The organism is Variovorax sp. 05T418, assembly GCF_056396385.1.
In genome coordinates, this window is record NZ_JBFTLJ010000006.1 from 172,808 (window position 1) to 198,686 (window position 25,879).

Genomic DNA, 25,879 nt, shown 5'->3' on the forward strand with positions numbered 1-25,879 from the left:
CATGGCCGTGGATCCTCCGGGGCGTCCGGCAGAGCCCGCGCCTTCGCACCGCAGGCGCCGGCTGCTCGCCGCGGCCGCGGCGGGCGCCGCGCTCGCCGCAGCTGCATGGGCCGTCGCCACCGGCACCGTCGAGATTCCCGAGCGCTTCAATCCGTGGGCGCCGCTCGACGTGGCGGCGCCGCCCAACTGGCTGACCGGCTTCAAGCTCGAGCGGGCCCGCCGCGAACCCGCGCGCTGCCTTGCGGCGCTGGCGCAAACCGGCATGCAGTACGACCTGTTGCCCGACCGCGTCACCGGCCCCGGCTGCGGCTTCGAGAACGCCGTGCGGCTGCGCTCCGCCGGCGTGCGCCTGGGCACCTCGCCTTCGCTGAGCTGCCCGATGGCGCTGTCCTTCTTCATGTGGGAGCGGCACGCGCTGCAGCCGGCCGCCAGGCTGCGCTTCGGCCAGCCGGTGGTGGGCATCGAGCACCTCGGCAGCTACGCCTGCCGCAACGTGAACCGCGGCGAAGGCGCCGTGCCGGGCGCTTCGCGCAGCCGGCACGCCACGGCCGATGCACTGGACGTCGCCGGACTCACGCTGGCCGACAGCCGCCGCATCACGGTGCTGCACGACTGGCCCCGCAGCAGTGCCACAAGCACGGACGATCCCGCGGCATTGCTGCTGCGCGATGCGCACCGCGGCGCCTGCCGCTTCTTCAATGGCGTGCTGGGCCCCGACTACAACGCCGCGCACAAGGACCACTTCCATCTGGAGACCGGCGGGTACGACATGTGCCGCTAGCATCCCGAAGCGCTGGCATTACGCAGAGCTTTCGCTCTTCTTGCGTGCCACCAACGCCGCGAGACCTGCGCTGACGATGGCCCAGGCTCCAATGCCAACAGCCATCGCGTTCTCGGGCTTCATCGGCAATTGGATCGGAACGATGCTGAAGGCAATGCTGGCGGCCGCAATGGCAGCAAGCATTCCAAGCGCCCGACGCGGACTCGTCGCGGCGACGCAGCCGACCCAAGCACCCAACGCGGCAGAGGCCACGCCACCCATCAGGACATACACGCGCAGCATCCGAGCGGCTTCATCCTCGCCGTGATGCCCGATCCCCGTACCTGGAAACGCGAGCGAAAAGAGGATGGGCAAGCCCAGGAACAGAGCGACGCCGACCAAAGCCCCGCACAGGGTGAAGATCGGATGTTTCATCAGCTTATCGGCCAGAAGACAACTCGACGCGACGCGTGCAGATCGGAGTAGAGGTATCCGTTGCCGCTCCACGGTGATCGCAAGGTATCAATGCCGAGCGAGAAGCGAAGGAACGTCGTCCATGACGGCGTCAATCGATTTCGATCCCACAGGTCGATGTGATCTCCAGTGGGAAACTTTGCCTCAGCGGTACGCAACCAGTAGTCCTCGAAATAGATAATGCCCGTGCGACCGGAGAGACTCTTGTCGAAGCTTTTTCCCTGGTGTGTTTCCGCCTCTGGACAGCCAGCGAACGGACGACGCATCAGCCAGTTGGCCAATTCGGCCGCGCGCAGCACCATTCCGTTTCCGGAAGGGCCAAATTCGCAGCGTGGGCCGGGAAATGTCTTGAAGCTGACACCCGACTTTTCCAACGCAATGCCGACCCGTATTGCGCATTGATCGTCATACGCCTTCTTGCCTGTGCGAGGGTTCACGCAAGGGTCATCACTGGGGTAGTTCTTCCATATCGCTTCGAACGATATCGGCTTTGCCATTTCGGGAAGTGGCATCTGTTTTTCCTTCCTGTGCTTATCTAGCTTGGTCCAGCGAACTGACCATGGACTACTGTGAGTCCGCCGCATCTTATCGACTCAAGTTCGTGCTGCCAGCCACCCGAAAGGCTACGTTCGCACGGGCCGTCTCCTGCGATCATGAAATATTGCCGCGTCCTGCAGGCAAGCACGATGCGGGGACTCTCCAATCATCGAATCCAACGGTGAGAACCTTGGCGCTACATCACGCGCCCTGCACCCGAAAGCGCTGGCCGCCCTCACGGGATTCACCCACAATCCCGCCGGTGCCGAAAGTTGCGCATCGCCATCGACCCTCGCGAAAACCCAAGGACCGCCAATGAAGTGCTCGATCCGCCGCTCCCTCGCCACCACCGCCGCGGCACTGGGCCTGGCAGTTGCATTGGCCTCCTGCGGTGGGGGCGGCGGCGGCGGGGGTGGAGGTGGCGGGGGGATCGGCATCGGCGCACCCTTGCCGCCGACCACGGCACAACTGCCGGAGCGCGAGGCGCTCATTGCCCGCGCACGGGCCCTCGAAATCAACACGCCCTACGTGCCGCCGCCCGGCAACGTGCTGGAGCACCACACCTCCGGCTATGCCAAGACGATGTGTTCTGCCGTGTTCATCACCGGCATCGACCCCGACGTCGCCGCCGAAAGCCTGGGCTATTTCGTGGGCCCTTATGACCAGCGCAAGAACGTCGGCAAGCCCGTGGTCGACCGCGTGAAAAAGGAGGTTCGCATCTCGATTCCCAATGGCCCGACGCTGGTGGCGCGCCACTTCGGTTCGCAGGGCTGCGTCACGCTGCCGGCCGGCCGGGACGACGTGTTCTTCACGCCGGTCGAAGTCAGGAGCACGCTGCCCGACCCCGCGACGCAGCCATGGCCGATGGGCGACGTGCTGCCGGGCGATGCGCCGCCCGCCGAGGTCGACATGGCCAAGGTGACCCGGGCCGTCGATGCCGCGTTCGCCGTGCCCGAGGCCTACACATCGGCCTTCGTGGTCACGCACAAGGGCCGCATCGTCGCCGAGCGCTACATGAGCGGCATCGGCCCGGCGACGCCGCTCGAATCGTGGTCGATGGGCAAGAGCGTCGTGGCCACGATGATGGGGGTGCTCATCAAGCAGGGCGTGTACAAGCTCGACCAGCCGGCGCCGATTCCCGAATGGCAAGGCGCCGGCGATGCGCGGCAGCAGATCAAGATCTCCGACATCCTGCAGATGTCGAGCGGCCTGCGCATCAAGGCGCCGGACGATCCGGACTTCGACCCCAACGGCACCTACCCCGATCACATCTACTACTACACGGGCCGCATCAACGCCTTCAGCTATGCCGCCACCCGGCCGCAGCAATGGCCGCCCGGTGCCGTGGGCCGCTACCGCAACACCGATCCGGTGCTGGCCAACTACCTGGTCCGCCTCGCGGTGGAAAAGCGCGGCGAGGACTACCTGTCGTTTCCGCAGCGCGCGCTCTTCGACAAGATCGGCATCCGCTCGATGGTGATCGAGACCGACCCCTACGGCAACTTTCTCACGCAGGGCTACGACTTCATGTCGGCGCGCGACTGGGCGCGCCTTGGCAATCTCTACCTGCAGGACGGCATGTGGAATGGCGAGCGCATTCTTCCCGAGGGCTTCGTCAACTTCGTGAGCAGCGCGGCGCCGGCCTGGGCCGCGGACAAGCGTCCGATCTACGGCGGCTTCTTCTGGATCAACGGGATGGGCTCGCTCGCGGTGCCGGCCTCGGCCTACTACATGCTCGGCGCAGGAGGCCAGTTCGTGCTGGTGGTTCCGTCGCACGACCTGGTCGTGGTGCGGATCGGGCATTCGAAGGGAGAGCGCTTCGCGGGTTCGACGCTGAACCAGGCGCTGGCGCTGCTGACCGCTGCGGTGCCCCGCGTGCGCTGAGCCTAGAAGCCGAAGACCAGCAGCAGGTTGTTCGCGGGCATCGCATGCCGCTCGCGTAGCGCAAGCCCTGCGCGGCGCACCTCGGCCGCCACGTCCTCCAGGCGCCGTATGCCCCATTCGGAATTGCGGGCGCGCAGGTCTTGGTCGAATGCCAGGTTGCTCGGCGCCGCTGGGGCTTCTTCTTCGAAGTAGGGGCCGTAGGTGACCAGCAATCCATCGGCAAGCAGATGCCGCGCGGCGCCTTGCATCAACGCGGCGCATGCGGCCCAGGGCGCGATGTGCAGCATGTTGGCGCAGTAGATCGCGTCGAACTTTTCTTCTCCCCGAACGAAGGCGCCTTGCGACGGCCATCGAGGCGCCGTCACGTCGAGCAGCAGCGGCGCACGGAGATTGGGCAGTGCGGCCTGCGCGACGCGGCTTGCAAGCGCGGGGAGCATGCGCGCGTCTGCGTCGGTGGGCTGCCAGGTCCACCCGGGCATGGCCGCGGCGAACCATGCGGCATGCTGGCCTGTGCCGGATGCGATCTCGAGCGCGCTGCCGCGCTCGCCGAGGATGCGGGCCAGCGCCTCGAGGATGGGCTGCTTGTTGCGGTCGGCGGCGGGGCTGTGGGGAAGGTCGGACATGCGAAATCGGCTTGGATAGGTGTGGTTTGATTGGGAAAGACAGTGCGGTTCAGCCTTGCCCGAACTCCCGCGCATGCTCCACCGCATACTTGATGAGTTCCGCCTGCCCCTCGATGCCGAGCCGCCGCTTGATGCTCTGCCGGTGTGCCTCCACGGTACGCACGCTCAGGCCCAGGTCGCGCGCGATCTGCTTGCTCGATTCGCCGCGGCCCAGCGCGCTGAGGATCTCGCTCTCGCGCGGCGTGAGCAGCGGCCTGGGCGCCTGGTTGCGGAACAGCTTCTTCGACACGGCCGGGCTCAGGAAGGTGCCGCCGGCCGACACCGCCTCGATGGCCGCGACGATCTCGGCCGCGGGCGCGTCCTTCAGCACATAGCCGCGCGCGCCCACCTGCAGGGCCTTCTGCACGTATTCGGGGTTGTCGTACATGCTGAGCATCACCACGTGCGGCGCGGGCTGATGGCGCTGCAGCACCAGTGCGGCCAGGTCGATGCCGTTCATGTCCTTCATGCCGACATCCATCAGCAGCAGGTCGGGCTGTAGCGTTTCAATGAGCGCCAGCGCCTCGGCGGCGCTACCGGCCTCGCCGACGATCTCCAGCCCCGGCATGGCGCCGAGCCGCGCGCGCAGGCCGTCGCGTACCAGCGGATGGTCGTCGACCAGGAAGAGGCGGACGGGGGCGGCGTCGTTCTTCATGCCGGCTCGGGCCTCGCGCTGCGGGCCGGCACTTCGGCCACGATGGTGGTTCCGCCTTCGCCCGATTGCACGTCCAGGCGCCCGCCGATCGACTCCATGCGCTCGCGCATGTTGCGCAGGCCGATGCCGCGCCGCGCATCGAGCTGCATCGCCTCCACGTCGAAGCCGATGCCGTCGTCGCCGATCGAAAGGCGCACGCCGTCCTCGTCGGAAAAGCCCAGCGCAATGTGCACGCGGTGCGCCTGCGCGTGCTTGCGCACATTGGTGAGCGCCTCCTGCGTGACGCGAAAGAGCGCGGTCTTGGCCTCCTGCGAGAGTTCGAAGGCCTCGCCCTCGATCATGATGGAGGCGTCGATGGCGCCCTCTTCGGCGAATTCGTCGCCCAGGCGCTCGAGCGCGGCGGGCAGGCCGAGCGTGTCGAGCAGGGCCGGCCGCAGGCGGTGCGAGATGCGGCGTACCTCGATCAGCGAATCGTTGAGCCGTTGCAGCGCCTTGCTCAGCGCGGGCGGCGCGGGCTGGCGCTCGCGGTCGAGCGCATCCACGGCCGATTCGATCAGCAGCTTGGCCGACACCAGCGTCTGGCTGGTGCCGTCGTGCAGCTCGCGCGCGAGGTGGCCGCGCTCTTCTTCCTGCGACTGCACCACGCGCCGCGCCAGCAACCTCAGCTTGGCCTCGGCCGTGCGGTGCTCGCTGAGGTTGAGCAGCAGCCCGGTGGCGCTCACCACGCCCAGGCACAGCGCCGCGATGCCGGCGATCCACAGCAGCGTGGTGGTGACGTTGGTGCTCATCTGGCGGTCGAGCGCCTGCATGGTGGTCTCTATGTCGTCCAGGTACAGGCCGGTGCCGACCATCCAGTTCCAGCGCGGCAGCGCAGTGACGTAGCCGAGCTTGGGCGCCATCTGCTCGCTGGAGGGCTTGCGCCATTCGTACTCCACATAGCCGCCGCCCGCGCGCGCGCCCGCGATCAGGTCCTGGATGGTGAAGCGGCCGCGCGAGTCGCGCATGTCCCAGAGGTTCTGCCCCACCAGGTCGGGCTGGCGCGAATGCATGAGCGAGCGGCCCTGCATGTCGTAGACGAAGAAGTAGCCGTCGTCGCCGTAGTCGAGCGCGGCCAGGCGGCGCAGGGCCTCGCTGCGGGCTTGCTCGTCGTCCTGGCCGGCGTCGTACAGCGGCCGCACGGTGCTCACGGCAAGGTCGACGTAGCTGCGCAGTTCGCTGCGCCGCTGGGCCATGTAGCTTTTCTCGATCAGCGCGCGCTCGCGCTGCGCCAGGTCATGCTCCTGGTGGCGCACCGCCAGGGCCACCAGCACCAGTGCAACCAGCAGCGGTGCAACGGCCAGCGCGACGATCTTGGTGCGGAGGTTCATCGGGAGGCAAGACTACCACCGGGCGGCGCCGCGAACCTTAAGATCGCAAGGGCACGGGGGACGCAACACACGGGAGCAGATCGCATGCACAACCGCTGGATGGCCGCACTGGCCCTTCTTGCCCTGGCTGGCACGGCCATTGCCGCGGCGCCTTTCACGGCCGTGTTCAGCGGCACGGGGCGCGCATGTTCGGGCGGGCTGTACGTGCGAACGCAAACCATCGAATGGAATTCGAGCTTCAGCATCTGCAAGCCCGGCCGCTACAGCGTGCTGGAGAAAGACCTTGCCGCGGAGCATGGCCGCATCGTCTTTCGCCTCATGGCGCGCAGCCGGCAGTGCCGCTACGAGGTGGTCGAGGCCGAACAGATCAGCACCTACGGCTGGAGCGTGCAGGGCTATCCATCGATCGAGGCGTACCAGAAGCGCGCCCTGCCCGGCTGGCACCATTCGCCCCGCGATGAACGAATGGTCCTGTCCTGCCCGATGGTCCGGCTGGACTGAGCGCGGCGTTTCCTGGCCGTCGCCGAACGGCCTCAGTGCAGGCTCGTCGGCCGGCCCGAGGCCACCCAGGCATCGAGCCCGCCCGTGAGCGGCAGTGCGCGCCGCGCACCGCGCGCCAGCAGCACGCGCGCAGCCAGCGCGGCCGACACCTCGTTGGGGCAGTTGCAGTAAAGCACCACGTCGCGCCCGCCGACCAGCGGCAGTTCCGGATGCCGCTGCTGCAGTGCCTTGAGCGTGTACGGCAGCGCCCCGGGAATGCGGCGCGGATCGACCTGCACGCCGGCCTCCCCGCGCACGTCGATCACCAGCGGCGGCGCCTCGCTCGCGAGCAGCTCGTGCAGCTCGTCCACGCTGATGCGCGGCATGCCCGTGAGCCGCATGAAGGCGCGCCGGCGCCAGTAGCGCACCGCCAGCATCACGGCCAGCACCACCACCAGCGCCAAGGTGGCGATGCCGCCGGCCTGGGCCAGCATCGCCAGCACCTCCTGGATCTGGTCGCGAAAGGCCCAGCCCAGCCCGAGGAAGACGACGGTCCAGACCAGCGCGGCGCCAATGTCGAAGCCGATGAAGCGCCACACCGACATGCCCAGCGCACCGGCCATCGGCGGCGCGACCACCGACACGCCCGGCACGAACTTGGCGGCCACCAGCGAGAGGCCGCCCCACCGGCCGATCAGCGATTCGCCGCGCCGCACGCATGAATCGGGCGACAGCGAGATGCGGCACAGAAGCCGCATGAAACGGTAGCCGAAGCGGCGCCCGGCATAGAACCACGCGCCATCGCCCAGCACGTTGGCCAGCACCGCAGCCAGCACCACGCCCGCCACCGAGACATTGCCGGCCGCCAGCAGTGCACCCGACACCACCAGCACCGCGGCCGCGGGCACCGGCAGTCCGAGGCGCGCGGCAAAGCTCGCCGCGAAGACGATCGCGATCGCGTTCTGCACCAGCAGCGACATCAGCTGTGCCATGGCAGCAGCGCGAGTTGGGGGGTGTTCACTCCTTGGCTGCCTACCTGGGCGCGTCGCCCTTGCGGTATTCGGCCGTGAGCTCGTCGAGCTTCTGCTTGAGCGCGGGGTCCAGCCTGTAGCTGGCCGCGGCCAGCGTGGCGTCGAGCTGCTCGGGACGGCTCGCGCCGAGCAGCGGCGCGGTGATGAGCGGGTTGGCCATGACCCAGGCCACCGCCAGCGTGGCCAGCGGCACGCCGGCTTCGTCGGCCAGCTTGTGCAGCTGGGTCACGGTGTTGAAGCTGCGCTCGTTCCAGTAGCGGTCCTGGTACATGCCGCCGGCCGTGCCGAGCGTGAAGCGGGTGTTTTGCTCGGGCGCGGCGCCGGGCTTGTACTTGCCGGTGAGCAGGCCGCCGGCCAGCGGGTTGTAGGGAATCACGCCCAGGCCCTCTTCGCCCGCGAGCGGCAGCAGCTCGCGCTCGATCTCGCGGAACAGCAGGCTGTAGCGCGGCTGCACCGACACATAGCGCGTGAGCTTGTGCAGCTCGGCCTTGCCGAGCGCGCGTGCCAGCCGGTAGGCCAGGAAGTTGGAGACACCGATGTAGCGCGCGCGGCCCGACTTGACGATGACGTCGAGCGCCTCCAGGCTCTCTTCGAGCGGCGTCTCGCGGTCGTCGCTGTGCAGCTGGTACAGGTCGACGTGGTCGGTCTGCAGCCGCTTGAGCGAGGCATCGATGGCATCGAGCAAGTGCTTGCGCGAGGCGCCCTGGTCCCAGCTGCTGGGGCCGACCTTGCCGACGGCCTTGGTGGCCACCACGAAGCGGCGGCGTCCCGCGGCGCCCTGCTTCTGCAGCCAGCGGCCGATGATCTCTTCGGTGCGGCCCGTGGTTTCGACGGTGCCGCCGAGCGGGTACACGTCGGCGGTGTCGAGAAAGTTGATGCCGCCCTCGGCGGCCTTGTCGAGAATCTGGTGCGACACGGCCTCGTCGGTCTGCAGGCCGAAGGTCATGGTGCCGAGCGCAAGGCGCGAGACGGTGAGGCCGGTGCGGCCGAGTCGGGTGGTCGGAATGCTCATGGGGGTGTCGCTCCGGGCGATGGAAGTGCGACGGCCATCATAGTCACGACGGCGCAAGGCTGCAGCGATCAGGTGCTTTCAAGATGTACGCCGGGCGCGCCGCGTTCCACCGCAAAGCGCGCCATCGGCGCGACGGCGGCGTCCTCGGCCTTTTCGTCGTCCACGGCGCGGAACTCGACCGTGCAGCCGCGCGCATCGAGCGCCATCTGCGCATAGCCGCGCTTGTCGCCGCGGCCGTAGCGCAGGTGCTCGTTCTTGGCGAGCATGTTGGCCACGCCGGCGGCGCTGGGGCCTTCGGAGGTGATGGCGCCGCCGACGAATTCGGTGGCCACCGCCGGCCCCTGCGGCTCGCGGCGCAGGTCGGCGGCCCAGAAGGCATGCACGTCGCCGCTGATGACCAGCGCATCGCCGCCGCGCGCCTGGTTCGCGGCCAGGCCGTCGAGCAGGCGCGTGCGCGAGGCAGCGTAGCCATCCCAGCCGTCCATCCAGTAGCCGTGCTCGGGGCCGCGCTTGCGGTCGGCCTCGGCCAGCAGCGTGGGCTGGGCGATCACGGTCCAGCGGGCCGGCGGTGCGGCCAGTTCGTTCGCGAGCCAGGCCTCCTGCTTCGCGCCGAGGAAGCTGCGCTCCGGTGACAGCCGGTCGGCGCAGTCGGCCAGCGGCGAGGCGCTGCGGCCCGCGAGGCAGGCATGGTGCGAACGGTACTGCCGCCCATCGAGCAGGAACACGTCGAGCATGCGGCCGAAACGGTGGCGGCCGTAGATGGTGGCCGCGGCGCCGGTCGGCCGCATGCTGGCGGGCACGGGCATGTGCTCGTACCAGGCCTGGTAGGCCGCGGCGCGCATGGCAAGGAACTGCGCGGGATCGATGCTGCGCGGCGAGATGTCGTCGGTGTAGTCGTTCGCCACCTCGTGGTCGTCCCAGGTCACGAGCCAGGGGAAGGCGGCGTGCGCGGCCTGCAGGTGCGGATCGGTCTTGTAGAGCGCATAGCGGTCGCGGAACTCGCCGAGCTGCGTGGGAATGCCGCCCTGGTGGTGGCGCACGTGGCGCGAGCCCCAGGAGCTTTCGTAGATGTAGTCGCCCAGATGCACGACAAAGTCCAGCGGCTGCGTGGCCATGTCGCGGTAGGCCGCGTAGTAGCCCTGCTCGTACTGCTGGCACGACGCGAAGGCGAAGCGCAGCGGCTGCAGCGCGGCATCGCCCTCGGCCGGCGCGGTACGGGTGCGGCCGGCGGGGCTTCGCGCGCCAAGGGCCGTGAAGCGGTACCAATAGGGGCGGCCGGGTGCGAGGCCCTGCACTTCGACATGCACCGAATGCGCGAGCGCCGCGGTGGCCGTCGCCCTGCCCTTTGCCGCGATGCGCGAGAAGCCCTCGTCATGCGCCACTTCCCACTGCACATCGACCGCGGCCTCGCCCATGCCGCTGCCCTGCAGCGGATCGGGCGCCAGCCGGGTCCACAGCACCATGCCGTCGGGCCTGGGGCTGCCGGACGCCACGCCGAGCGTGAAGGGAAACCCGCGCGAGGCCCGCTGCGCGTGGAGCCGGAGGAACGGCTGGCCCAGCGATGCAGCGGCCATTCCGCCGAGCAGCAGGCGGCGGCGCGAGACCCTCATGTCCTTGCGCGCGCGGCCAGCGCCAGGTCGGGTCGGTCGGTGGTGATCTGGCGCAGGGGCATGGTGAGCCATTGTGCAATTTCATCGGGCTCGTTGACCACCCAGGCGCCCAGCCGCTCGCTGCCGAGCGCGGCCAGGCACTGCGGCCAGGTGGCGGCCAAGAGCTTTTTCTCGACCGCGACGATGCAGCCCGGCAGCGCCGCGTAGCGCGCCAGTGCACGCGTGATGCCGCCCAGCATTTCGGCCGAGCGATGGTCGAGCGAGGCCAGCACGCGTCCGCGCGGCCAGTGGGCGAGCACCTGCGCCAGCACCTCGGGCACGAAGCAGGTCAGGATGCTGCGCTCGGCCACGCCCGCATCGTGCAGCGCCTGCACCGTGCGCGCGATGGCGCCGGGCGGCAGCTCGCCGGCGGCGTCGGTCTTGATCTCGACGTGCAGCTCCATGCGCGTGGGCGCGAAGAGCTTGAGCACCTCGGCCAGCGAGGGCACGCATTCGCCGGCTTCATCGGCCCGCTGTTCTTCCTGTGCGCCCTGCCCTTTGCGCAGGCGCGTGGCCAGCACCTCGGCCGCATCGTGCTCGCGCACCGCGCCTGTGCCTTCGGTGGTGCGGTCGAGCAGCGGATCGTGGATGACCACGGCCTTGCCGTCGCGCGTTTCCTGCACGTCGAATTCGACCGCATCCGCGCCCAGCGCGATCAGGCGGCGGAAGCCGCCCATGCTGTTCTCGGGCCAGAGGTTCCGCGCGCCGCGGTGTCCGACGATGATCATTTCTGCAATGTCCTTATTTGCTGCTGTCCACCAGCCCCTTGACGAACGAGCGCTGCAGCGCCACCACCACAATGATGGGCGGCAGCATCGTGAGGAGCGCGGCGCTCATCGCCACGTTCCAGGCGGGCTGCGAATCGGCGCGCGGGATCAGGTGCTTGAGGCCGATCACCGCGGTGGCCATGTCCTTGTCGGTGGTGAAGAGCAGCGGCCAGAGATACTGGTTCCAGCCGTACAGGAAAAGAATGATCGCCAGCGCCGCGATGTTGGAGCGCGACAGCGGCAGCAGGATGGTCCAGAAGAAATGCATCGGCGAGGCGCCGTCGATCCGCGCCGCCTCGCACAGCTCGTCGGGCACCGTGAGAAAGAACTGGCGGAACAGGAAGGTGGCCGAGGCCGAGGCGATCAGCGGCAGGATGAGGCCCGGGTAGGTGTCGACCATGTTCCACTGCAGCTGGATGTCGATGGTATGGCCCGTGATGGCATTCCACACCGACGAAAGGTGCAGCGCCTCCACCAGCCACTGCAGCGGCAGCGCCGCGTTCGCCACCGATTCGTAGGTGGGCGAAATGCGCACCTCGATCGGCAGCATCAGCGACACGAAGATGAGCCAGAACGCCGTCATGCGAAAGCGGAAGCGGAAGTAGGTGATGGCAAAGGCCGACAGCAGCGACACCGCGATCTTGCCCACGGTGATGCCCGCCGCCACGATGAACGAATTGAAGAACAGCCGGCCGAAGTTGGCCTGCGTCCATGCGGTGCGCAGGTTCTGCACGAACTGGTCGCCGGGCAGCCAGGGCAGCGGCACCTGCTGCACTTCTGCGATGGTGAGCGAGCCCGCGACGAAGGCCAGGTAGAGCGGCACGCAGACAAAGGCCACGCCCACCAGCAGGATGGCGTGGCAGATGCCGTCGAGAACGGGAGCGCGTTCAACCATGCGATGAATCCTTTGCGCCGCGCGTCATACGTCGTAGCTCACGCGCCGCTCCACGTAGCGGAACTGCAGCAATGTCATCAGCAGCGCGAAGATCATCAGGATGACCGACTGCGCCGCCGACGAGCCGAGGTCCAGGTTGATGAAGCCGTCGACATACACCTTGAACACCAGCACGTTGGTCGCACCGGCCGGCCCGCCCTGCGTGACCGCATCGACGATGGCGAAGATCTCGAAGAAGCCGTAGACGAAGTTCATCACGGCCAGGAAGAACATCGTGGGCATGAGCAGCGGCAGCCCGATGGTGAAGAAGCGCCGAAGCGGCCCCGCGCCGTCGACCGCCGCCGCCTCCAGCAGCGAAGAAGGCACTGCCAGCAGGCCGGCCAGCAGAAAGATGTAGTCGTAGCACACGTGCTTCCACGAGGCCGCCAGGATGACCAGGATCATCGCGTCCGAGCCCACGCGATTCGGGTCCCACGCGAGGCCGATCGCATGCACCAGCTGCGCGAGCGGACCGACCGCCGGGTTGAACAGAAAGGCCCACAGGATGCCTGCGATGACCGGTGCAATGGCATAGGGCAGCAGGATGATCGCCTTGTAGACGCCGCGGCCGCGGATCACGCGGTCGCTCGCAAAGGCCAGCACCAGCGCCACCGCGATGGTCAGCAGGTTCTGCAAGATGGTGAACACCACCGTGACCTGCACCGACTCGTGGTACGTGGCGCTTTGCAGCAGCTGCGCAAAGTTGTCGAAGCCGACGAAGTGCACCGTGTTGCCGAACGGATCGGACAGGAAGAAGGCCTGCCCGAGCGCGCGGAACGACGGAATGAAAAAGAAGAACAGCAGGATCGCGAGCTGCGGCAGCAAAAGCAGCGCCGGCAGGCGCACGTCCTTGAAGTGCGCGCGCTTCAGGCCCGCTTCGATCGCTGCCGCCATGGGTACCGCCCGCTCAGTAGCGGCCCTTGTTGAGCTTCTCGTACTGCCGCAGGATCTCGTTGCCGCGCTTGACGGCATCGTCCATGGCCACCTGCGGCGTCTTCTTGCCGGCCACCACGTTCTGGAACTCGTCGCGCTGCGCCATCATGGTCTGCGTGAAGTTGCCGAAGTGAAAGCCCGTGGAGTTGGCCGTGGGCGTGCCGCGCGTGAGCTGCAGGATCGCGATCTCGCGCGTCGGATGCTCCTTGTAGTAGCCCTGCGACTTGGCCAACTCGTAGGCCTTGTTGGTCAGCGGCACGTAGCCCGTGGCCTTGACCCACCAGAACTGCGTCTCGGGCTTGGCGATGTAGTCGAGGAAGGCGGCCACGGCCTCGTACTCGGCCGGCTTCTGGCCCTTCATCACCCAGAGCGACGCGCCGCCGATGGTGCTGTTCTTCGGCTGCTTGCCCTCTTCCCACGGCAGGTAGGTGGCGCTCCAGCCGATCTTGGATTCGCGCTCGATGCCGCTGTGCGCAGCGGTCGAGGCAAAGTAGGTGGAGCACTTGCCCGAGGTGAACAGCTGCTCGGGGCTCAGGCCCTGGCCGGCGATCTGCATCACGTCGTCGTCGATCCATTTCTTGATGCGCGCCACCTGCGAAACCACCGAGGTCTTGTTGTAGACGAACTCGGTGTCCAGCCCCTGGTAGCCGTTGGCCTTGGTGGCATAGGGCAGGTCGTTGATGGCGCTGTAGTTCTCGAGCAGGCTCCAGTGGTAGTCGCCCGCGAGCACCGAGCCGCAGGCCGAGATGCCCTTCTGCTTGATGGCGTAGAGCTGCTTCTCCAGCTCCTGCCAGGTCTGCGCGGGCCCGGCGAAGCCGGCCTTCTCGAAGTGCGCCTTGTTGTACCAGAGGATCGGCGAGGACGAATTGAAGGGCATCGTCATCAGCTTGCCCTTGTAGCTGTAGAAGCCGGCCACCGGCTTCACGAAATCGGCCCAGTCGACCTTGTAGCCGCGCTGGTCGAGCAGGTCCTGCACCGGCATGGTTGCATCGGACAGCAGCATGGTCATGAAGCCGCGCTCGTAGATCTGCACGAGCGCCGGCGCGCGCTTGGCGCGGTAGGCAGCAATGGTGCCGTTGATGACCTCGTCGTAGTTGCCCTTGTAGACGGCGGTGACGGCGTACTTGTTCTGCGAGCTGTTGAAATTCTTCACCAGTTCTTCCACGCGCTCGCCGAGCGCGCCGCCCATCGCGTGCCACCACTGCACCTGCACCGGCTGCGCGGCGGCGGGTGTGCCGCTCGCGAGCCAGAGCGTGGATGAAAGGGCCAGCATGGCCAGCGTGCTGCGTCGTTGGATCTTCATCGCGTTCTCCTGTGGGGTGTGTCGATGCCGGGGGTGTTCTTGCGTTCAGGCGGTCCAGAAACCGCCGGGCGCGAACTGCCCGGCGATTGCGCGGTCGAGCCAGCCCAGGTCGTCGAGCAGGTCGAGCAGCGTGTAGCGGCGCCGGATGAGGCGTGCGCGGCGGTGGTCGGCGGCGAACCTGGCGGCGCCGATGCCGAGTTCTTCGGGATGGCTCGCGCCGCCGACGGTGGCCAGCCGCTGCTGCATGTCGCGCGCGCCGATCAGCTGGCGCTTCAGCTGTGCGCGCAGCGCGGGCCAGGTGCGCACCAGCTGGTCGAGGCGGGCGCGGCGGCTGCCGAGTGTGGCCTTCGCATTCATCTCGCCGCGCGCAGCGGCCCTGAATTCCTCATTGCCGAAGGCGGCCTCGATCTCGCGCGACAGCGCGGCCTCGTCCTGGCCGTCATGCGCCTGCGCTGCGGCAGCCGCGATTGCGGCATCGGGCTGCGCAATGAGCCATTCGTACATCGCCAGCATGGCCACGCAGCCGACGCCCACGCAGGCGCCATGCGCCGCGGGCTCGCCATCGACCTGCAGGTTTTCCATTTCCCACAGGTGCGAGAACTGGTGGTCGCTGCCGCTCGCGGGGCGCGAGTTGCCATGCGCCTGCATGGCGAAGCCGCTGACCAGCAGGCCGGCCAGCAAGCCGGCCAGTGCCTGCGGCTCGTGCACGGCCAGGCGCTGCGGCGCGCCGAGCCAGTCGCCGAGATGGTCCTGCACCAGCGCGTAGGGACGCGGATTGATGGGCTCCACGCCGAGCGCGTCGGCCAGCAGCCAGTCGGCGCCGGCCACGGACTTGCCGGCCAGGTCGCCGTAGCCCCAGGCCGTCATGCGCGCGGGCGCGGCGCGCAGCACGTCGAGGTCGGCCAGCACCGCCACCGGAGGCGGGCATGCGAGCGTGCGCTTGAAGCCGTCTTCATCGAGCAGTGCGGCGCCGGAGGCCGCGTAGCCATCCATGGAGGCGGCGGTTGCAAGGCACACATAGGGTTGGCCGGCGAGCGAGGCCGCATGCTTGGCCAGGTCGCTGACGACGCCCGAGCCCACCGCGATCGGCGTGGCCGCCTGCGCGGAAAGCTGCTGTGCGATGGCCGCCGAGCGCGCCACGCGCGGCTTCAGGCGAGGCTTCGCAGGAAAGACCAGCGGCGGCGCGCAGGACACGCCCTGCGATTCGAGCAGGGCCTGCGCCGACGCGCCCACCGCATCCCAGGTGTTCTCGTCGGCCACCAGCATCCAGCGCCGGCCCGGCGCGCAGCGCTGCAGCACGCCGGGCAGCGAGCGCACCGCGGCGTGCTCGATGACGACTTCCTTGGTGACCGCCGCATCGCGCAGCGCGGCCTTCAGGGGGGATGACGAATCGCTCATGTCTCCTGCAATCTGGACGCCGTTTTCCGGTCGATGAACAAGTGTATAGTTTGAAAGACATTTGTTTCAACCACGTGACTACCCGTAGACCGGCGGGCCCGCGGCGCGGAATCCGCCACACCCGTGCCACCATCGCGGCCGCAGAATCGACGACGACAACCACGGAGAATTCGGATGGCTGAGGAAGATCAGGTGGCGGTGCGCGTGGCCTGGCTCTACTACATGGAGGGCCTGACGCAGGACGGCATCGCCACGAAGCTCGGCCTCACGCGGCTGCGCGTGAACCGCCTGCTGGGCGAGGCGCGCGAGAGCGGGCTGGTCAGCATCAAGATCAACTCGCGCCACGAAAGCTGCCTGCGGCTGGAAGAAGAACTGCGCAGCGTCTGCGGCCTGCGCGAGGCAACGATCATTCCGACGCCCGAGAGCCCCGAGCTCATCCCCGTGCTGCTGGGGCGCACGGCCGGCGAATATCTTTCGAAGCACCTCGAGACGAACCGCGTGCGCGGCGTGGGCGTGGGCTGGGGCGCCACCTTGCGCGAGGCCATACGCCACGTCGCACCGGGCCAATGGCCCGAGGTGCACGTCAACTCGATGATGGGCGGCCTGACGCGCGGCCTGGAGATCAACACCTTCGAGACGGCCAGCGCACTGGCCGCGCGGCTGGGCGCGCAGTGCAGCTACCTGGCCGCGCCCCTGTATGCGGGCAGCGCCAGGTCGCGCGACACCATCGTCTCGCAGGATGTCTTCAAGGAAGCCTTCGGCCAGATCGCGGCCAACGACGTCGCGCTGCTGAGCGTGGGCGACCTGAGCACGCGCTCGCTGCTGGTGCGCTACGGCCTGCCGAAGGACGTGCCGGTGGCCGAGCTGCGCCAGGCCAAGGCGGTGGGCGACATCATCGGCCAGTTCCTCGACCGCCACGGCAACCCGGTGAAGCATGCGCTGAACCTGCGCGTGGTTGCGCCTTCACTCGAGGAGCTGGCGCGCATTCCGACGGTGATCGTCGCCTCGGGCGGCGAGAACAAGGCGCCGATCATTGCGGCGGTGCTGCGGGCCAGGCTGCTGTCGGTTCTGATCTGCGACGAGCAGACGGCGCGCACGGCGCTGAAGCTCTACCAGGCGCTGCAGGAGCGCTGAGCCTTCCCTCAGGGCGCGAGCACCGTCGCGCGCGCCGTCATGTAGGAATGCACCGAGCAGGCGTAGTCGTGCACGCCCGGCTTGTCGAAGGTCCGGGTGAAGCTCTTGCCGGGCAGCATGAGGTCCATGCCCGCGGTGCCGTCCTTGAAGGCCACGCCGTGCGGCGCGCCGTCGTCGTTCTTCCAGGTCACGCTCTGGCCCGCCTTGACGGTGATCTGCGCCGGCTCGAAGGCGAAGTTGCGGATCGCCACCACCTGCGCGGAAACGCCAGCCTGCGATGCATGCGCGGTGCCTGCGGACGCGGCGCGCTGCACCGCCACCTTGCGCGGCGCGTTGCCGACCGGCACGGTGTGCATCGGGCCGCCCGCAAGGTCGACCACGCTGACGTCGTTGGAGCCTTCGTTGCTCACCCACAGCTTCTTGCCGTCGGCCGACAGGTCGAGCCAGTGCGGCTGCTTGCCCACGCCGATGCTGCGGCCCGGCGCCCGCGTGGCCGGGTCGAAGAGCAAGACCTCGCCCGGCCCCTGCACGACCACCACGCCGCTCGCCATGCCGGCGAAGTGCTGGGCGATGTGGGGCGATACGCCGGTCGGTATCGGCGCCAGCCACTGGTCCGTCGCCGGGTCCAGCACCTGCACGGCGGGCACGCCCGCCAGGGTCAGGTACAGCGCCTTGCCGTCGTGGCCGAACTCCAGGTCGCGCGGCGCCTTCTCGAGCGGGATCTCCGCGACCACCGTGCGCGCCGCCAGGTCGACGACCACCAGTGCGAAGTGCCCCGGCTCCTGCGAGGCGACGTAGGCCTGCCGGCCGTCGGGCCGCACGGCGATGGTGTGCGGCTTGGGCACGGGCACGGTGGCGCTGACGGCGTGCGTCGCGGTGTCGATGAAGGCCACGCGGTCGTCGCCGTTGACGGCCACCAGCAGCCAGTGTCCGTCGGCCGTGGCGGCGAGGCCCTGCGGGCCCTTGCCGACCTCGATGGTGCGCGCCACGCCGTCGCTGGCTGCGTCGATCTCGCTCACCGCCGAGGCGCCGGAGCCGCTGACGAACACGGTGCGCCCGTCCGGCGAGATGACGATGCCGTCCGGCCCCGTGGCCACCGGCACGGTGGCGAGCACGCGCTCGGTGCCGGTGTCGATCACGCTGACCGTGCTGTCCTTGAAATTGCCGACGTAGGCCTTGGGGCCGGCTGCAAACGCGCAGAAGGCCGAAGCGCCCAGCGCCGCGAGAACGACGAGGAAGCGCACAAACCCGGGAATGGCGATCATGATGAAGAACTCCTGAAAGAGTAGGAAGAGAATCGGCACAGGGCATGACGCATGGCGCGCCCTGCTTATTCCCCGGTCCAAAAAAAAGATGGAATAGAACGCGCAGCTGCCACGTCATGCAGGAAGAAGAAGCCCGTTGACCGACCGCACACGCCAGTTCGAAGCCGCCGCGCTGCCGCATCTCGATGCGGCGTGGAACCTTGCGCGCTGGCTGCTGCGCGACGACCAGCTGGCCGACGATGCGGTGCAGGAGGCGTACCTGCGCGCCTTCCGCTTTTTCGACGGGCTGCGCGGCGAGAGCGCGCGGCCGTGGCTGCTCGGCATCGTGCGCAACGCCTGCTACGACTGGATGCGGCAGAACCGGCAACTGGCCGACCAACTCGAGTTCGACGAGTTGCGCGACAGCGGGGCCGTGCCACCCGCTTCCGCGGAATGCGCCGACCCGGCCCGGCAGTGGGAGCAGCGCGCGCAGGGCGAGCGCATCAACGCCGCCATCGACGCCCTGCCCGCGGCCTATCGCGAAGTCATCGTGCTGCGCGAGCTCGAAGAGATGCGCTATGAGGACATCGCACGCATCGCCGGTGTCCCCCTGGGCACGGTGATGTCGCGGTTGTCGCGTGCGCGGGCATTGCTGCGCGAAAGCCTGCGCGATGAACGCCCCGGGGACGGGACCGAAAGGACACAGCATGCAAATTCATGACGACGAGCTGGGGCCGCTGATCCGGCGCCACGCCGTGCGGCACGCGCCGCCCGCGGGGCTGGCCGAGCGCATCGCGCAGTCGGTGCGGTCCGAGGCCGGAGCGGCTGCCGCGCCTGCCGCTGCAGTGCCCGGCCGGCACGGCTGGTGGCGGGGGCTCGCCTGGTTCGGTACGGGGGCGGCAGCGGCCTGGGGTCTCGCGCTCGTTCTGCTGGCAACGCCGGTGCCGCCGCAGGACGCGCTCGGCGAGGCGGTCACGGCCAACCACGTGCGCTCGCTGATGGCGGCGCACCTGGCGGACGTGGCCTCGTCCGACCAGCACACGGTGAAGCCCTGGTTTGCCGGCAAGCTCGACTTCTCGCCGCCGGTGGTGGACCTGGCGTCCGACGGTTTTCCGCTGGCGGGCGGGCGGCTCGACTACCTCGACGGGCGGACGGTGGCGGCGCTGGTCTATCGCTCAGGGCCGCACGTCATCAACCTGTTTGTCTGGCCCGCGGCCGATGCGAAGGTGCAGCCGCCCGCGTTCTCCACGCGGCAGGGCTACCAGCTCGCGCACTGGGCCGAGGGCGGCATGCAGGCGTGGGCGGTGTCGGACCTGAATGCGGCCGAGTTGCGGAAGTTTGCCTCGCTGATGCGCGAGCGCACCGGGCCGTAGCAGCCCTAGCCCGCCGAACCTTCGCAGGCGATCTTGCCCGGCCGCGCCTCGGCACGCGCGCTCGCGATCGCCCAGCCGAACACCCCCATGCCCGCGAGCGCGAGCAGCGCACCCACCCACCCGGTCGAGGTCCAGCCCAGCCCGGCCGCAATGGCCACGCCGCCGAGCCAGGCGCCCAGCGCATTGGCCATGTTGAAGGCCGAGTGGTTGAGCGCCGCGGCGAGCGTCTGCGCGTCGCCGGCCACGTCCATCAGGCGGATCTGCAGCGCCGGGCCGATGGCCACGGTGGTGCCGATGAGAAACACGTTGATCGCCGCGGCGACCACATGGTGCGCTGCGAACGAGAACATCGCGAGCACCAGCGCCGCATAGACGAGCAGGCCGCCGATGGTGCGCATCAGCGACTTGTCGGCCAGCCGCGAGCCGACGAGGTTGCCGGTGACCATGCCCAGGCCGAACAGCGCAAGCACGAACGGCACGCCGCCCAGCGGCAGGCCCGCCACTTCGATCAGCGTGGGCTTGATGTAGCTGAACACCGAGAACATGCCGCCGAAGCCGATGGCGCCGATGCCGAGCGTGAACCACACCTGCTTGCGCTTGAGCGCGCCGAGCTCGCGCCACGGGCTGGCGCCTGCGGGCGGCGCCAGGTCGGGGATGTCGCGGCGCAGCAGCGCCACGGCCACCAGCGCGATGAGGCCGACGAACACGAAGGCGGCGCGCCAGCCGAACAGCTGGCCGAGCCAGGCCGCGATCGGCACGCCGACCAGCGTGGCGCCGGTGAGCCCCAGCATCACGAGGCCCACCGCGCGTGCGCGGCGCCCGGGCGGTGCGAGCGTGGCGGCCACCAGCGCGGCCACGCCGAAGTAGGTGCCGTGCGGCAGCCCGGTGGCAAAGCGCAGCAGGTTGAGCGACAGGTAGCCGGGCGCCATCGCGCTCGCGAAGTTGCCGGCGGCAAACACGGTCATGAGCGCGATCAGCAGCGCGCGGCGGCCCCAGCCGGCCGCCAGCACCGCGAGCACCGGGGCGCCGATGACCACGCCGAGCGCATAGGCGCTGATGACGTGGCCGGCCTGCGGAATGCTGACGTCGATGTCCTTCGCCACTTCGGGCAGCAGGCCCATGATGACGAACTCGCCGGTGCCGATGGCGAAGCCGCCGACGCCGAGCGCAAGCACGGCGCGCAGGAAATTCACGGGCCGTGCGGCGGGGGAAACAACGGGAATGTCGGTGTCCGCGCCGTCCAGCGCGGGTGGGGAGGCGTTCAAGGCCAGGCTCCTGGGAGGGTGCCCGGCGGTAGCGGGCAGGAGCCCAATTTTAGGGTAAACCCTGAATTTCTGCCGATACGGCGATGCGGCGGGGCCGATACCGGCATGCCGGCCTGTGGCCCGTCGTCAGATCGCGACGAGCTGGCGCACGCCCTGCGCTTCCATGTCCTTGCCAAGGCCGCGCGCAATGACCTCGCCGCGCTCCATCACGAGGTAGTCGTCGGCCAGCTCCTGCGCAAAGTCGTAGTACTGCTCGCACAGCACGATGGCCATGTCGCCGCGGTCGGCCAGCATGCGGATGACGCGGCCGATGTCCTTGATGATGCTGGGCTGGATGCCTTCGGTGGGCTCGTCGAGGATCAAGAGCTTGGGCTTGGGCGCCAGCGCGCGGGCAATCGCAAGCTGCTGCTGCTGCCCGCCGGAGAGGTCGCCGCCCCTCCGGTTGATCATCTGCTTGAGCACGGGGAAGAGGTCGAACAATTCCGACGGAATGGGCGTGCTGCCGCTCTTGTAGGCCAGGCCCATGCGCAGGTTTTCCTCTACCGTGAGCCTGGCAAAGATCTCTCTGCCCTGGGGGACGAAGCCGATGCCTGCTCTTGCCCTGTCGTAAGGCGTGGCCTTGTGGATTGGCTTGCCTTCGAGCTCGATGCTGCCGCTCTTGATGGGCACCAAGCCCATGAGCGACTTGAGCAGCGTGGTCTTGCCTACGCCGTTGCGGCCCAGCAATACGGTGACCTTGCCCAGCGTGGCCTCGAAGCTCACGTCTCTGAGGATGTGGGAGCCGCCGTAGTACTGGTGGATGTTTTTGACTGTCAGCATTTTGTTGGCGCCTTCCTTTGTTCTTTTTGGAGGCGCCCGGTATGCGGCACGGCGCGGTCGGCCCCACTGTGCCGGCCCTTCGGGCTGCCCTGCGGTGCTCGCGTTTCGCGGGGTCTCGCAGAACTCGCTTCGCTCAAACAGCTGCGAGCCCTGATCCGCGAAACGCTGCGCTCCTCGGCGGCACAGAGGGGCCGTCCACACCGCGCCGCATACCGGGCGCTGGTCGTGGCGTGTCTGCCGTCGGCCCTCACCCCGGCCCTCTCCCGGAGGGAGAGGGAGGAAGGCAGGGGGTGCACCGCGGCTCTGACCGCGGCGACGGGGGCTGTGCCCTTGGGCGGCCGTTGAGGCACCGCCGAGCAGCGCAGCGACGGGCGGATCAGGGCTCGCAGCTGTTTGAGCGAAGCGAGTTCTGCGAGACCCCGCCCGTCGCGAGCAGCGCAGGGAAGCCCGAAGGGCCGGTGACGTCGGCCGCCCAAGGGCACAGCCCCCGTCGCCGAGCCCCGGACAAGATCAGCGCCCAAGATAGACCTCGATCACGCGTTCATCCGCCTGCACCTCGTCCAGCGTACCCTGCGCCAGCACGGACCCGTCGCACAGCACGGTGACGATCTCGGAAATGGTGCGGATGAAGCTCATGTCGTGCTCCACCACCATCAGCGAATGCTTGCCCTTGAGCGTGAGGAACAGCTCTGCGGTGCGCGCCGTTTCCTCGTCGGTCATGCCGGCCACGGGCTCGTCGAGCAGCAGCAGCTTCGGGTCCTGCATCAGCAGCATGCCGATCTCGAGCCACTGCTTCTGGCCATGGCTCAGGTTGCCGGCCAGGCGCGACACGCTGTCGGCCAGGTGAATGGTCTGCAGCACCTCGGCGAGGCGGTCGCTCTGCGCCGAGTCGAGCCTGAACAGCATCGAAGCGCGCACGCCCTTGTTGGTCTTGAGTGCGAGCTCGAGGTTCTCGAACACCGTGAGATGCTCGAACACCGTCGGCTTCTGGAACTTGCGGCCGATGCCCAGCTGCGCGATGTCGGCCTCGCGATGGCGCAGCAGGTCGATGGTGCTGCCGAAGAACACGGTGCCCGAGTCGGGCCGGGTCTTGCCGGTGATGATGTCCATCATCGTGGTCTTGCCCGCGCCGTTGGGGCCGATGATGCAGCGCAGCTCGCCCGGCGCGATGTCGAGCGAGAGCTTGTTGATGGCCTTGAAGCCGTCGAAGCTCACGCTCACGTCTTCGAGGTAGAGGATGCGGCCGTGCGTCACGTCCACTTCGCCCGGCGTTGCGATGCGGCCGAAGTCCGCGGAACGGCCGCCCGATTCGGTGCTGCCGCCCGCGTGGTGCATGCCCTTGGCGCGGGCGGCGCGCTCGGCGCCGGCTTCCATCAGGTCGGGCGTCATGCACGCGCTCCCTTCACTTCGGCCACCAGCGGCGCGTGCAGCGCCTCCGGCTCCACGCCTTGCGCGGCAGCCATGGCGCGCTGTGCTTCCTCTCGGCCGGCGCTCGGCGCCGCCTTTTCACGCGACAGCCATTTCTTCACCAGGCCCACGATACCGTTCGGCAGGAACAGCGTGACGGCGATGAACAAGGCCCCCAGGAAGTACAGCCAGTACTCGGGGTAGGCCACCGTGAGCCAGCTCTTCGCGCCGTTGACGATGAAGGCGCCGATGATCGGCCCGATCAGCGTCGCGCGCCCGCCCACCGCGGCCCAGATCGCGATCTCGATGGAGTTGGCCGCGCTCATCTCGCCGGGGTTGATGATGCCCACCTGCGGCACGTACAGCGCACCGGCCACGCCGCACATCACGGCCGAGATGACCCAGATCGTGAGCTTGTAGGGCAGCGGGTTGTAGCCCGAGAACATCACGCGCGTTTCGGCGTCGCGGATGGCCTGCAGCACGCGGCCGAACTTGCTTGCGATGAGCCACTTCGCAAACAGGAAGAAGCCCAGCAGCGTAAGGCCCGTGAGCGCGAAGAGCGTCATGCGCATTTCCTGCGTGGCGATCGGAATGCCCAGGATGCGCTTGAAGTCGGTAAAACCGTTGTTGCCGCCAAAGCCCGTCTCGTTGCGGAAGAACAGCAGCATCGCGGCAAAGGTCATGGCCTGCGTGATGATCGAGAAATACACGCCCTTGATGCGCGAGCGGAACGCGAAGAAGCCGAACACGAAGGCAATCAGGCCCGGCACCGCGACGATCAGGATCAACGTGGCAATGAAGCTGTCGCTGAAGGTCCAGTGCCAGGGCAGCGTCTTCCAGTCGAGGAACACCATGAAGTCCGGCAGGTCGCTCTTGTAGTTGCCGTCGCGGCCGATCTGGCGCATCAGGTACATGCCCATCATGTAGCCGCCGAGCGCAAAGAAGAGGCCGTGGCCCAGCGAGAGGATGCCGGTGTAGCCCCAGATCAGGTCCATGGCCAGCGCGCAGATCGCGTAGCACATGATCTTGCCGACCAGCGCCACCGCGTAGTCGCTCATGTGCAGCGGGCTGCCGGCCGGCACCACCATGTTGAGCACCGGTGCCACCGCGCACACCACGATCAGCGCGACGAAGAAGGCTGTCCAGCCCTTGCCGCTCAACAGCGGACCTTTGGTTGGCAACACAACCTTGCTCATGCTTCTGCGCTCCGGCCCTTCATGGCAAAGATGCCTTGAGGTCTCTTTTGAATGAAGATGATGATGAAAACGAGCACCGCGATCTTCGCGAGCACCGCACCCGCCCAGCCTTCGATGAACTTGTTGAGAATGCCCAGGCCCATGGCCGCATACACCGTGCCCGCGAGCTGGCCCACGCCGCCCATCACGACCACCATGAAGCTGTCGACGATGTAGCTTTGGCCGAGGTCCGGCCCGACGTTGCCGATCTGGCTCAGCGCACAGCCCGCCAGGCCCGCAATGCCGGAGCCGAGCGCGAAGGCGTAGGTGTCGATGCGCGCGGTGTTCACGCCCATGCACGAAGCAATCGGGCGGTTCTGCGTGACGCCGCGCACGAACAGGCCCAGCCGCGTGCGGCCGATGAGCCAGCCCATCGCAAGCAGCACCAGCACCGCAAAGACGATGATGCAGATGCGGTTCCACGGCAGCGTGACGTTGCTCAGCATGGTGAAGCCGCCGCTCATCCAGCCGGGGTTTTCCACGCCCACGTTCTGCGCGCCGAACAGCGAACGCACGAGCTGCTGCAGCATCAGGCTGATGCCCCAGGTGGCGAGCAGCGTCTCGAGCGGGCGGCCGTAGAGGAAGCGTATGACGCCGCGCTCGAGCACCGCGCCCACGAGCGCCGATGCGAGGAACGACACGGGAATCGCGGCCACCAAGTACCAGCCGAACGCCGCCTCGGGCATGTACTTCTGGAAGATGCCCTGCATCACGTAGGTGGCGTAGGCGCCGATCATCATCAGCTCGCCGTGCGCCATGTTGATGACGCCCATCAGGCCGTAGGTGATGGCCAGGCCCAGCGCGGCCAGCAGCAGCACCGAGCCCAGGCTGATGCCGCTGAACACCGCGTTGATGCGGTCGCCCCAGACCAGCGAGCCGTCGATGCTCGCGATGGAGGCGACGATGGCGGCCTTGACGTCGGCCTCGGTCTCGTCCGCCAGGCGCTGGTTGAGCAGCAGCTTGGTGTCGGGGCTGGTGTTGGCGCCGAGCTCCTTGGCCGCGGCAAGGCGCCTGGCCTTGTCGGCGCTGGTGAGCATGCTGGCGGCGCGCACCAGCTGCAGCTGCGCCTTGATGCCGGGGTTGGTCTCGGCGGCCAGCGCCTTCTCGACCATCGGCACGCGCGATTCGTCGGGCTCCTTGAAGAGCGCCTGCGCGGCTTCGGCGCGCACCGCGTCGTCCTTGCTCGTGAGCTTGAGCACGGCCTGCGCGGCATCGAGCGCGCCGCGCATAAGGTTGTTGTTGACCACGTCCTCGGCCGTGTCGGGCACCTTCAGCTCGGCACCGGTCACGGGGTCGTAGCCCTTGTCATCCTTCATCACGAAGACCTTGTCTTCGGTGTACTTGACCGCGTCCTCGGTCATGGCCTGGATGAACGCGGCAGTCTTGTCGTCGGCCGTGAGCACGGCCTTGTTGAGCGCCGTGATGCGCGCTTCGGATTCGCCGGAGGCGATGGCGCGGGCTTCGTCGGCGGTCAGCGCGTGGACGGCCGATGCCATGAACAGCATGGCGGCGAGTGCACAGTGAAGGGATCGTCGAAGCATCGTGAGTTTCGTGTT

Annotated in this window: 25 protein-coding genes; 6 read left to right on the plus strand and 19 right to left on the minus strand. The window is 68.3% G+C overall.

Annotation, left to right across the window (positions count from 1 at the left end):
• Position 1 precedes the first annotated feature (1 nt).
• Positions 2 to 781 (plus strand): extensin-like domain-containing protein, encoded by a 780-nt coding sequence (locus AC1DMS_RS14570; RefSeq protein WP_478181280.1) that lies wholly within the window; start codon positions 2 to 4, stop codon positions 779 to 781.
• A gap of 18 nt (positions 782 to 799) precedes the next feature.
• Here the strand turns inward: AC1DMS_RS14570 and AC1DMS_RS14575 are convergent, their stop codons facing one another.
• Entirely contained in the window at positions 800 to 1,195 is a 396-nt protein-coding gene (locus tag AC1DMS_RS14575; RefSeq protein WP_478080430.1) for a hypothetical protein, read from the minus strand.
• On the minus strand, positions 1,195 to 1,746 hold the full coding sequence (locus tag AC1DMS_RS14580) for a type VI secretion system amidase effector protein Tae4 (RefSeq protein WP_478080431.1): 552 nt from the start codon (positions 1,744 to 1,746) through the stop codon (positions 1,195 to 1,197). Before AC1DMS_RS14580 ends, AC1DMS_RS14575 begins: the two co-directional genes overlap by 1 nt.
• 340 nt (positions 1,747 to 2,086) lie before the next feature.
• On the opposite strand from AC1DMS_RS14580, the gene AC1DMS_RS14585 reads away from it, so the two are divergent.
• Positions 2,087 to 3,655, plus strand: coding sequence for a serine hydrolase domain-containing protein (locus AC1DMS_RS14585; protein WP_478181281.1), 1,569 nt, complete (start codon positions 2,087 to 2,089; stop codon positions 3,653 to 3,655).
• A 2-nt stretch (positions 3,656 to 3,657) separates the two neighbouring features.
• Here AC1DMS_RS14585 and AC1DMS_RS14590 read toward each other — a convergent pair whose 3' ends face one another.
• Genes AC1DMS_RS14590 through AC1DMS_RS14600 form a run of 3 tightly spaced genes read right to left on the minus strand, consistent with a single transcriptional unit; the run spans position 3,658 to position 6,339 of the window.
• Positions 3,658 to 4,278, minus strand: coding sequence for a DUF938 domain-containing protein (locus AC1DMS_RS14590; protein ID WP_062365809.1), 621 nt, complete (start codon positions 4,276 to 4,278; stop codon positions 3,658 to 3,660).
• 49 nt (positions 4,279 to 4,327) lie between these two features.
• Positions 4,328 to 4,972 carry a response regulator transcription factor gene (locus AC1DMS_RS14595; protein WP_027730758.1) on the minus strand — a complete coding sequence of 215 codons (645 nt, stop codon included), beginning with the start codon at positions 4,970 to 4,972 and terminating at the stop codon, positions 4,328 to 4,330.
• The gene (locus AC1DMS_RS14600) at positions 4,969 to 6,339 is read right to left on the minus strand and encodes a cache domain-containing protein (protein ID WP_478181282.1); all 1,371 of its coding nucleotides are present in this window, start codon (positions 6,337 to 6,339) and stop codon (positions 4,969 to 4,971) included. The genes AC1DMS_RS14595 and AC1DMS_RS14600 overlap by 4 nt, the downstream gene beginning before the upstream one ends.
• 84 nt (positions 6,340 to 6,423) lie before the next feature.
• Between AC1DMS_RS14600 and AC1DMS_RS14605 the strand changes: the two genes are divergently transcribed.
• Positions 6,424 to 6,840, plus strand: coding sequence for a hypothetical protein (locus AC1DMS_RS14605; RefSeq protein ID WP_478181283.1), 417 nt, complete (start codon positions 6,424 to 6,426; stop codon positions 6,838 to 6,840).
• Positions 6,841 to 6,872: 32 nt separating this feature from the next.
• On the opposite strand, the gene AC1DMS_RS14610 is transcribed toward AC1DMS_RS14605, so the two are convergent.
• From AC1DMS_RS14610 to AC1DMS_RS14645, 8 genes are all read right to left on the minus strand, one after another.
• Entirely contained in the window at positions 6,873 to 7,811 is a 939-nt protein-coding gene (locus AC1DMS_RS14610; protein WP_436289353.1) for a VTT domain-containing protein, read from the minus strand.
• Positions 7,812 to 7,851: 40 nt separating this feature from the next.
• Positions 7,852 to 8,862, minus strand: a complete 1,011-nt coding sequence (locus tag AC1DMS_RS14615; RefSeq protein ID WP_062365807.1) for an aldo/keto reductase — start codon at positions 8,860 to 8,862, stop codon at positions 7,852 to 7,854.
• A gap of 68 nt (positions 8,863 to 8,930) precedes the next feature.
• Complete coding sequence (locus tag AC1DMS_RS14620; RefSeq protein ID WP_478181284.1) at positions 8,931 to 10,472, minus strand: alkaline phosphatase D family protein; 1,542 nt, start codon at positions 10,470 to 10,472, stop codon at positions 8,931 to 8,933.
• Positions 10,469 to 11,239, minus strand: a complete 771-nt coding sequence (locus AC1DMS_RS14625; RefSeq protein ID WP_478181285.1) for a glycerophosphodiester phosphodiesterase family protein — start codon at positions 11,237 to 11,239, stop codon at positions 10,469 to 10,471. The genes AC1DMS_RS14620 and AC1DMS_RS14625 overlap by 4 nt, the downstream gene beginning before the upstream one ends.
• Positions 11,240 to 11,252: 13 nt before the next feature.
• Positions 11,253 to 12,173 carry an ABC transporter permease subunit gene (locus tag AC1DMS_RS14630; RefSeq protein ID WP_478181286.1) on the minus strand — a complete coding sequence of 307 codons (921 nt, stop codon included), beginning with the start codon at positions 12,171 to 12,173 and terminating at the stop codon, positions 11,253 to 11,255.
• A 24-nt stretch (positions 12,174 to 12,197) separates the two neighbouring features.
• Positions 12,198 to 13,106, minus strand: coding sequence for an ABC transporter permease subunit (locus AC1DMS_RS14635; RefSeq protein WP_478181287.1), 909 nt, complete (start codon positions 13,104 to 13,106; stop codon positions 12,198 to 12,200).
• 13 nt (positions 13,107 to 13,119) lie between these two features.
• Positions 13,120 to 14,448: an extracellular solute-binding protein gene (locus AC1DMS_RS14640; protein WP_478181288.1), complete on the minus strand. Its 1,329-nt coding sequence runs from the start codon at positions 14,446 to 14,448 to the stop codon at positions 13,120 to 13,122.
• Positions 14,449 to 14,493: 45 nt separating this feature from the next.
• Complete coding sequence (locus AC1DMS_RS14645; RefSeq protein ID WP_027730766.1) at positions 14,494 to 15,846, minus strand: iron-containing alcohol dehydrogenase; 1,353 nt, start codon at positions 15,844 to 15,846, stop codon at positions 14,494 to 14,496.
• Between the two features lie 174 nt (positions 15,847 to 16,020).
• Here AC1DMS_RS14645 and AC1DMS_RS14650 point away from each other — a divergent pair, with 174 nt between their 5' ends.
• Entirely contained in the window at positions 16,021 to 16,980 is a 960-nt protein-coding gene (locus tag AC1DMS_RS14650; protein WP_478181289.1) for a sugar-binding transcriptional regulator, read from the plus strand.
• A gap of 8 nt (positions 16,981 to 16,988) precedes the next feature.
• Here the strand turns inward: AC1DMS_RS14650 and AC1DMS_RS14655 are convergent, their stop codons facing one another.
• On the minus strand, positions 16,989 to 18,245 hold the full coding sequence (locus AC1DMS_RS14655) for a YVTN family beta-propeller repeat protein (protein ID WP_478181290.1): 1,257 nt from the start codon (positions 18,243 to 18,245) through the stop codon (positions 16,989 to 16,991).
• Positions 18,246 to 18,381: 136 nt separating this feature from the next.
• On the opposite strand from AC1DMS_RS14655, the gene AC1DMS_RS14660 reads away from it, so the two are divergent.
• Together AC1DMS_RS14660 and AC1DMS_RS14665 are read left to right on the plus strand one after the other, a co-directional pair.
• Positions 18,382 to 18,945, plus strand: coding sequence for a sigma-70 family RNA polymerase sigma factor (locus tag AC1DMS_RS14660; RefSeq protein WP_027730215.1), 564 nt, complete (start codon positions 18,382 to 18,384; stop codon positions 18,943 to 18,945).
• Positions 18,932 to 19,597 carry an anti-sigma factor family protein gene (locus tag AC1DMS_RS14665; RefSeq protein ID WP_436289360.1) on the plus strand — a complete coding sequence of 222 codons (666 nt, stop codon included), beginning with the start codon at positions 18,932 to 18,934 and terminating at the stop codon, positions 19,595 to 19,597. Before AC1DMS_RS14660 ends, AC1DMS_RS14665 begins: the two co-directional genes overlap by 14 nt.
• 5 nt (positions 19,598 to 19,602) lie before the next feature.
• On the opposite strand, the gene AC1DMS_RS14670 is transcribed toward AC1DMS_RS14665, so the two are convergent.
• From AC1DMS_RS14670 to urtB, 5 genes are all read right to left on the minus strand, one after another.
• Positions 19,603 to 20,862, minus strand: a complete 1,260-nt coding sequence (locus tag AC1DMS_RS14670; RefSeq protein ID WP_478181291.1) for an MFS transporter — start codon at positions 20,860 to 20,862, stop codon at positions 19,603 to 19,605.
• 126 nt (positions 20,863 to 20,988) lie between these two features.
• The gene (gene urtE, locus AC1DMS_RS14675; RefSeq protein ID WP_015866784.1) at positions 20,989 to 21,681 is read right to left on the minus strand and encodes an urea ABC transporter ATP-binding subunit UrtE; all 693 of its coding nucleotides are present in this window, start codon (positions 21,679 to 21,681) and stop codon (positions 20,989 to 20,991) included.
• 510 nt (positions 21,682 to 22,191) lie between these two features.
• Positions 22,192 to 23,070: an urea ABC transporter ATP-binding protein UrtD gene (gene urtD, locus AC1DMS_RS14680; protein ID WP_478181292.1), complete on the minus strand. Its 879-nt coding sequence runs from the start codon at positions 23,068 to 23,070 to the stop codon at positions 22,192 to 22,194.
• Positions 23,067 to 24,284, minus strand: a complete 1,218-nt coding sequence (gene urtC / locus AC1DMS_RS14685; protein WP_478181293.1) for an urea ABC transporter permease subunit UrtC — start codon at positions 24,282 to 24,284, stop codon at positions 23,067 to 23,069. The genes urtD and urtC overlap by 4 nt, the downstream gene beginning before the upstream one ends.
• Entirely contained in the window at positions 24,281 to 25,828 is a 1,548-nt protein-coding gene (gene urtB, locus AC1DMS_RS14690; protein WP_478181294.1) for an urea ABC transporter permease subunit UrtB, read from the minus strand. The genes urtC and urtB overlap by 4 nt, the downstream gene beginning before the upstream one ends.
• Positions 25,829 to 25,879: the final 51 nt, after the last annotated feature.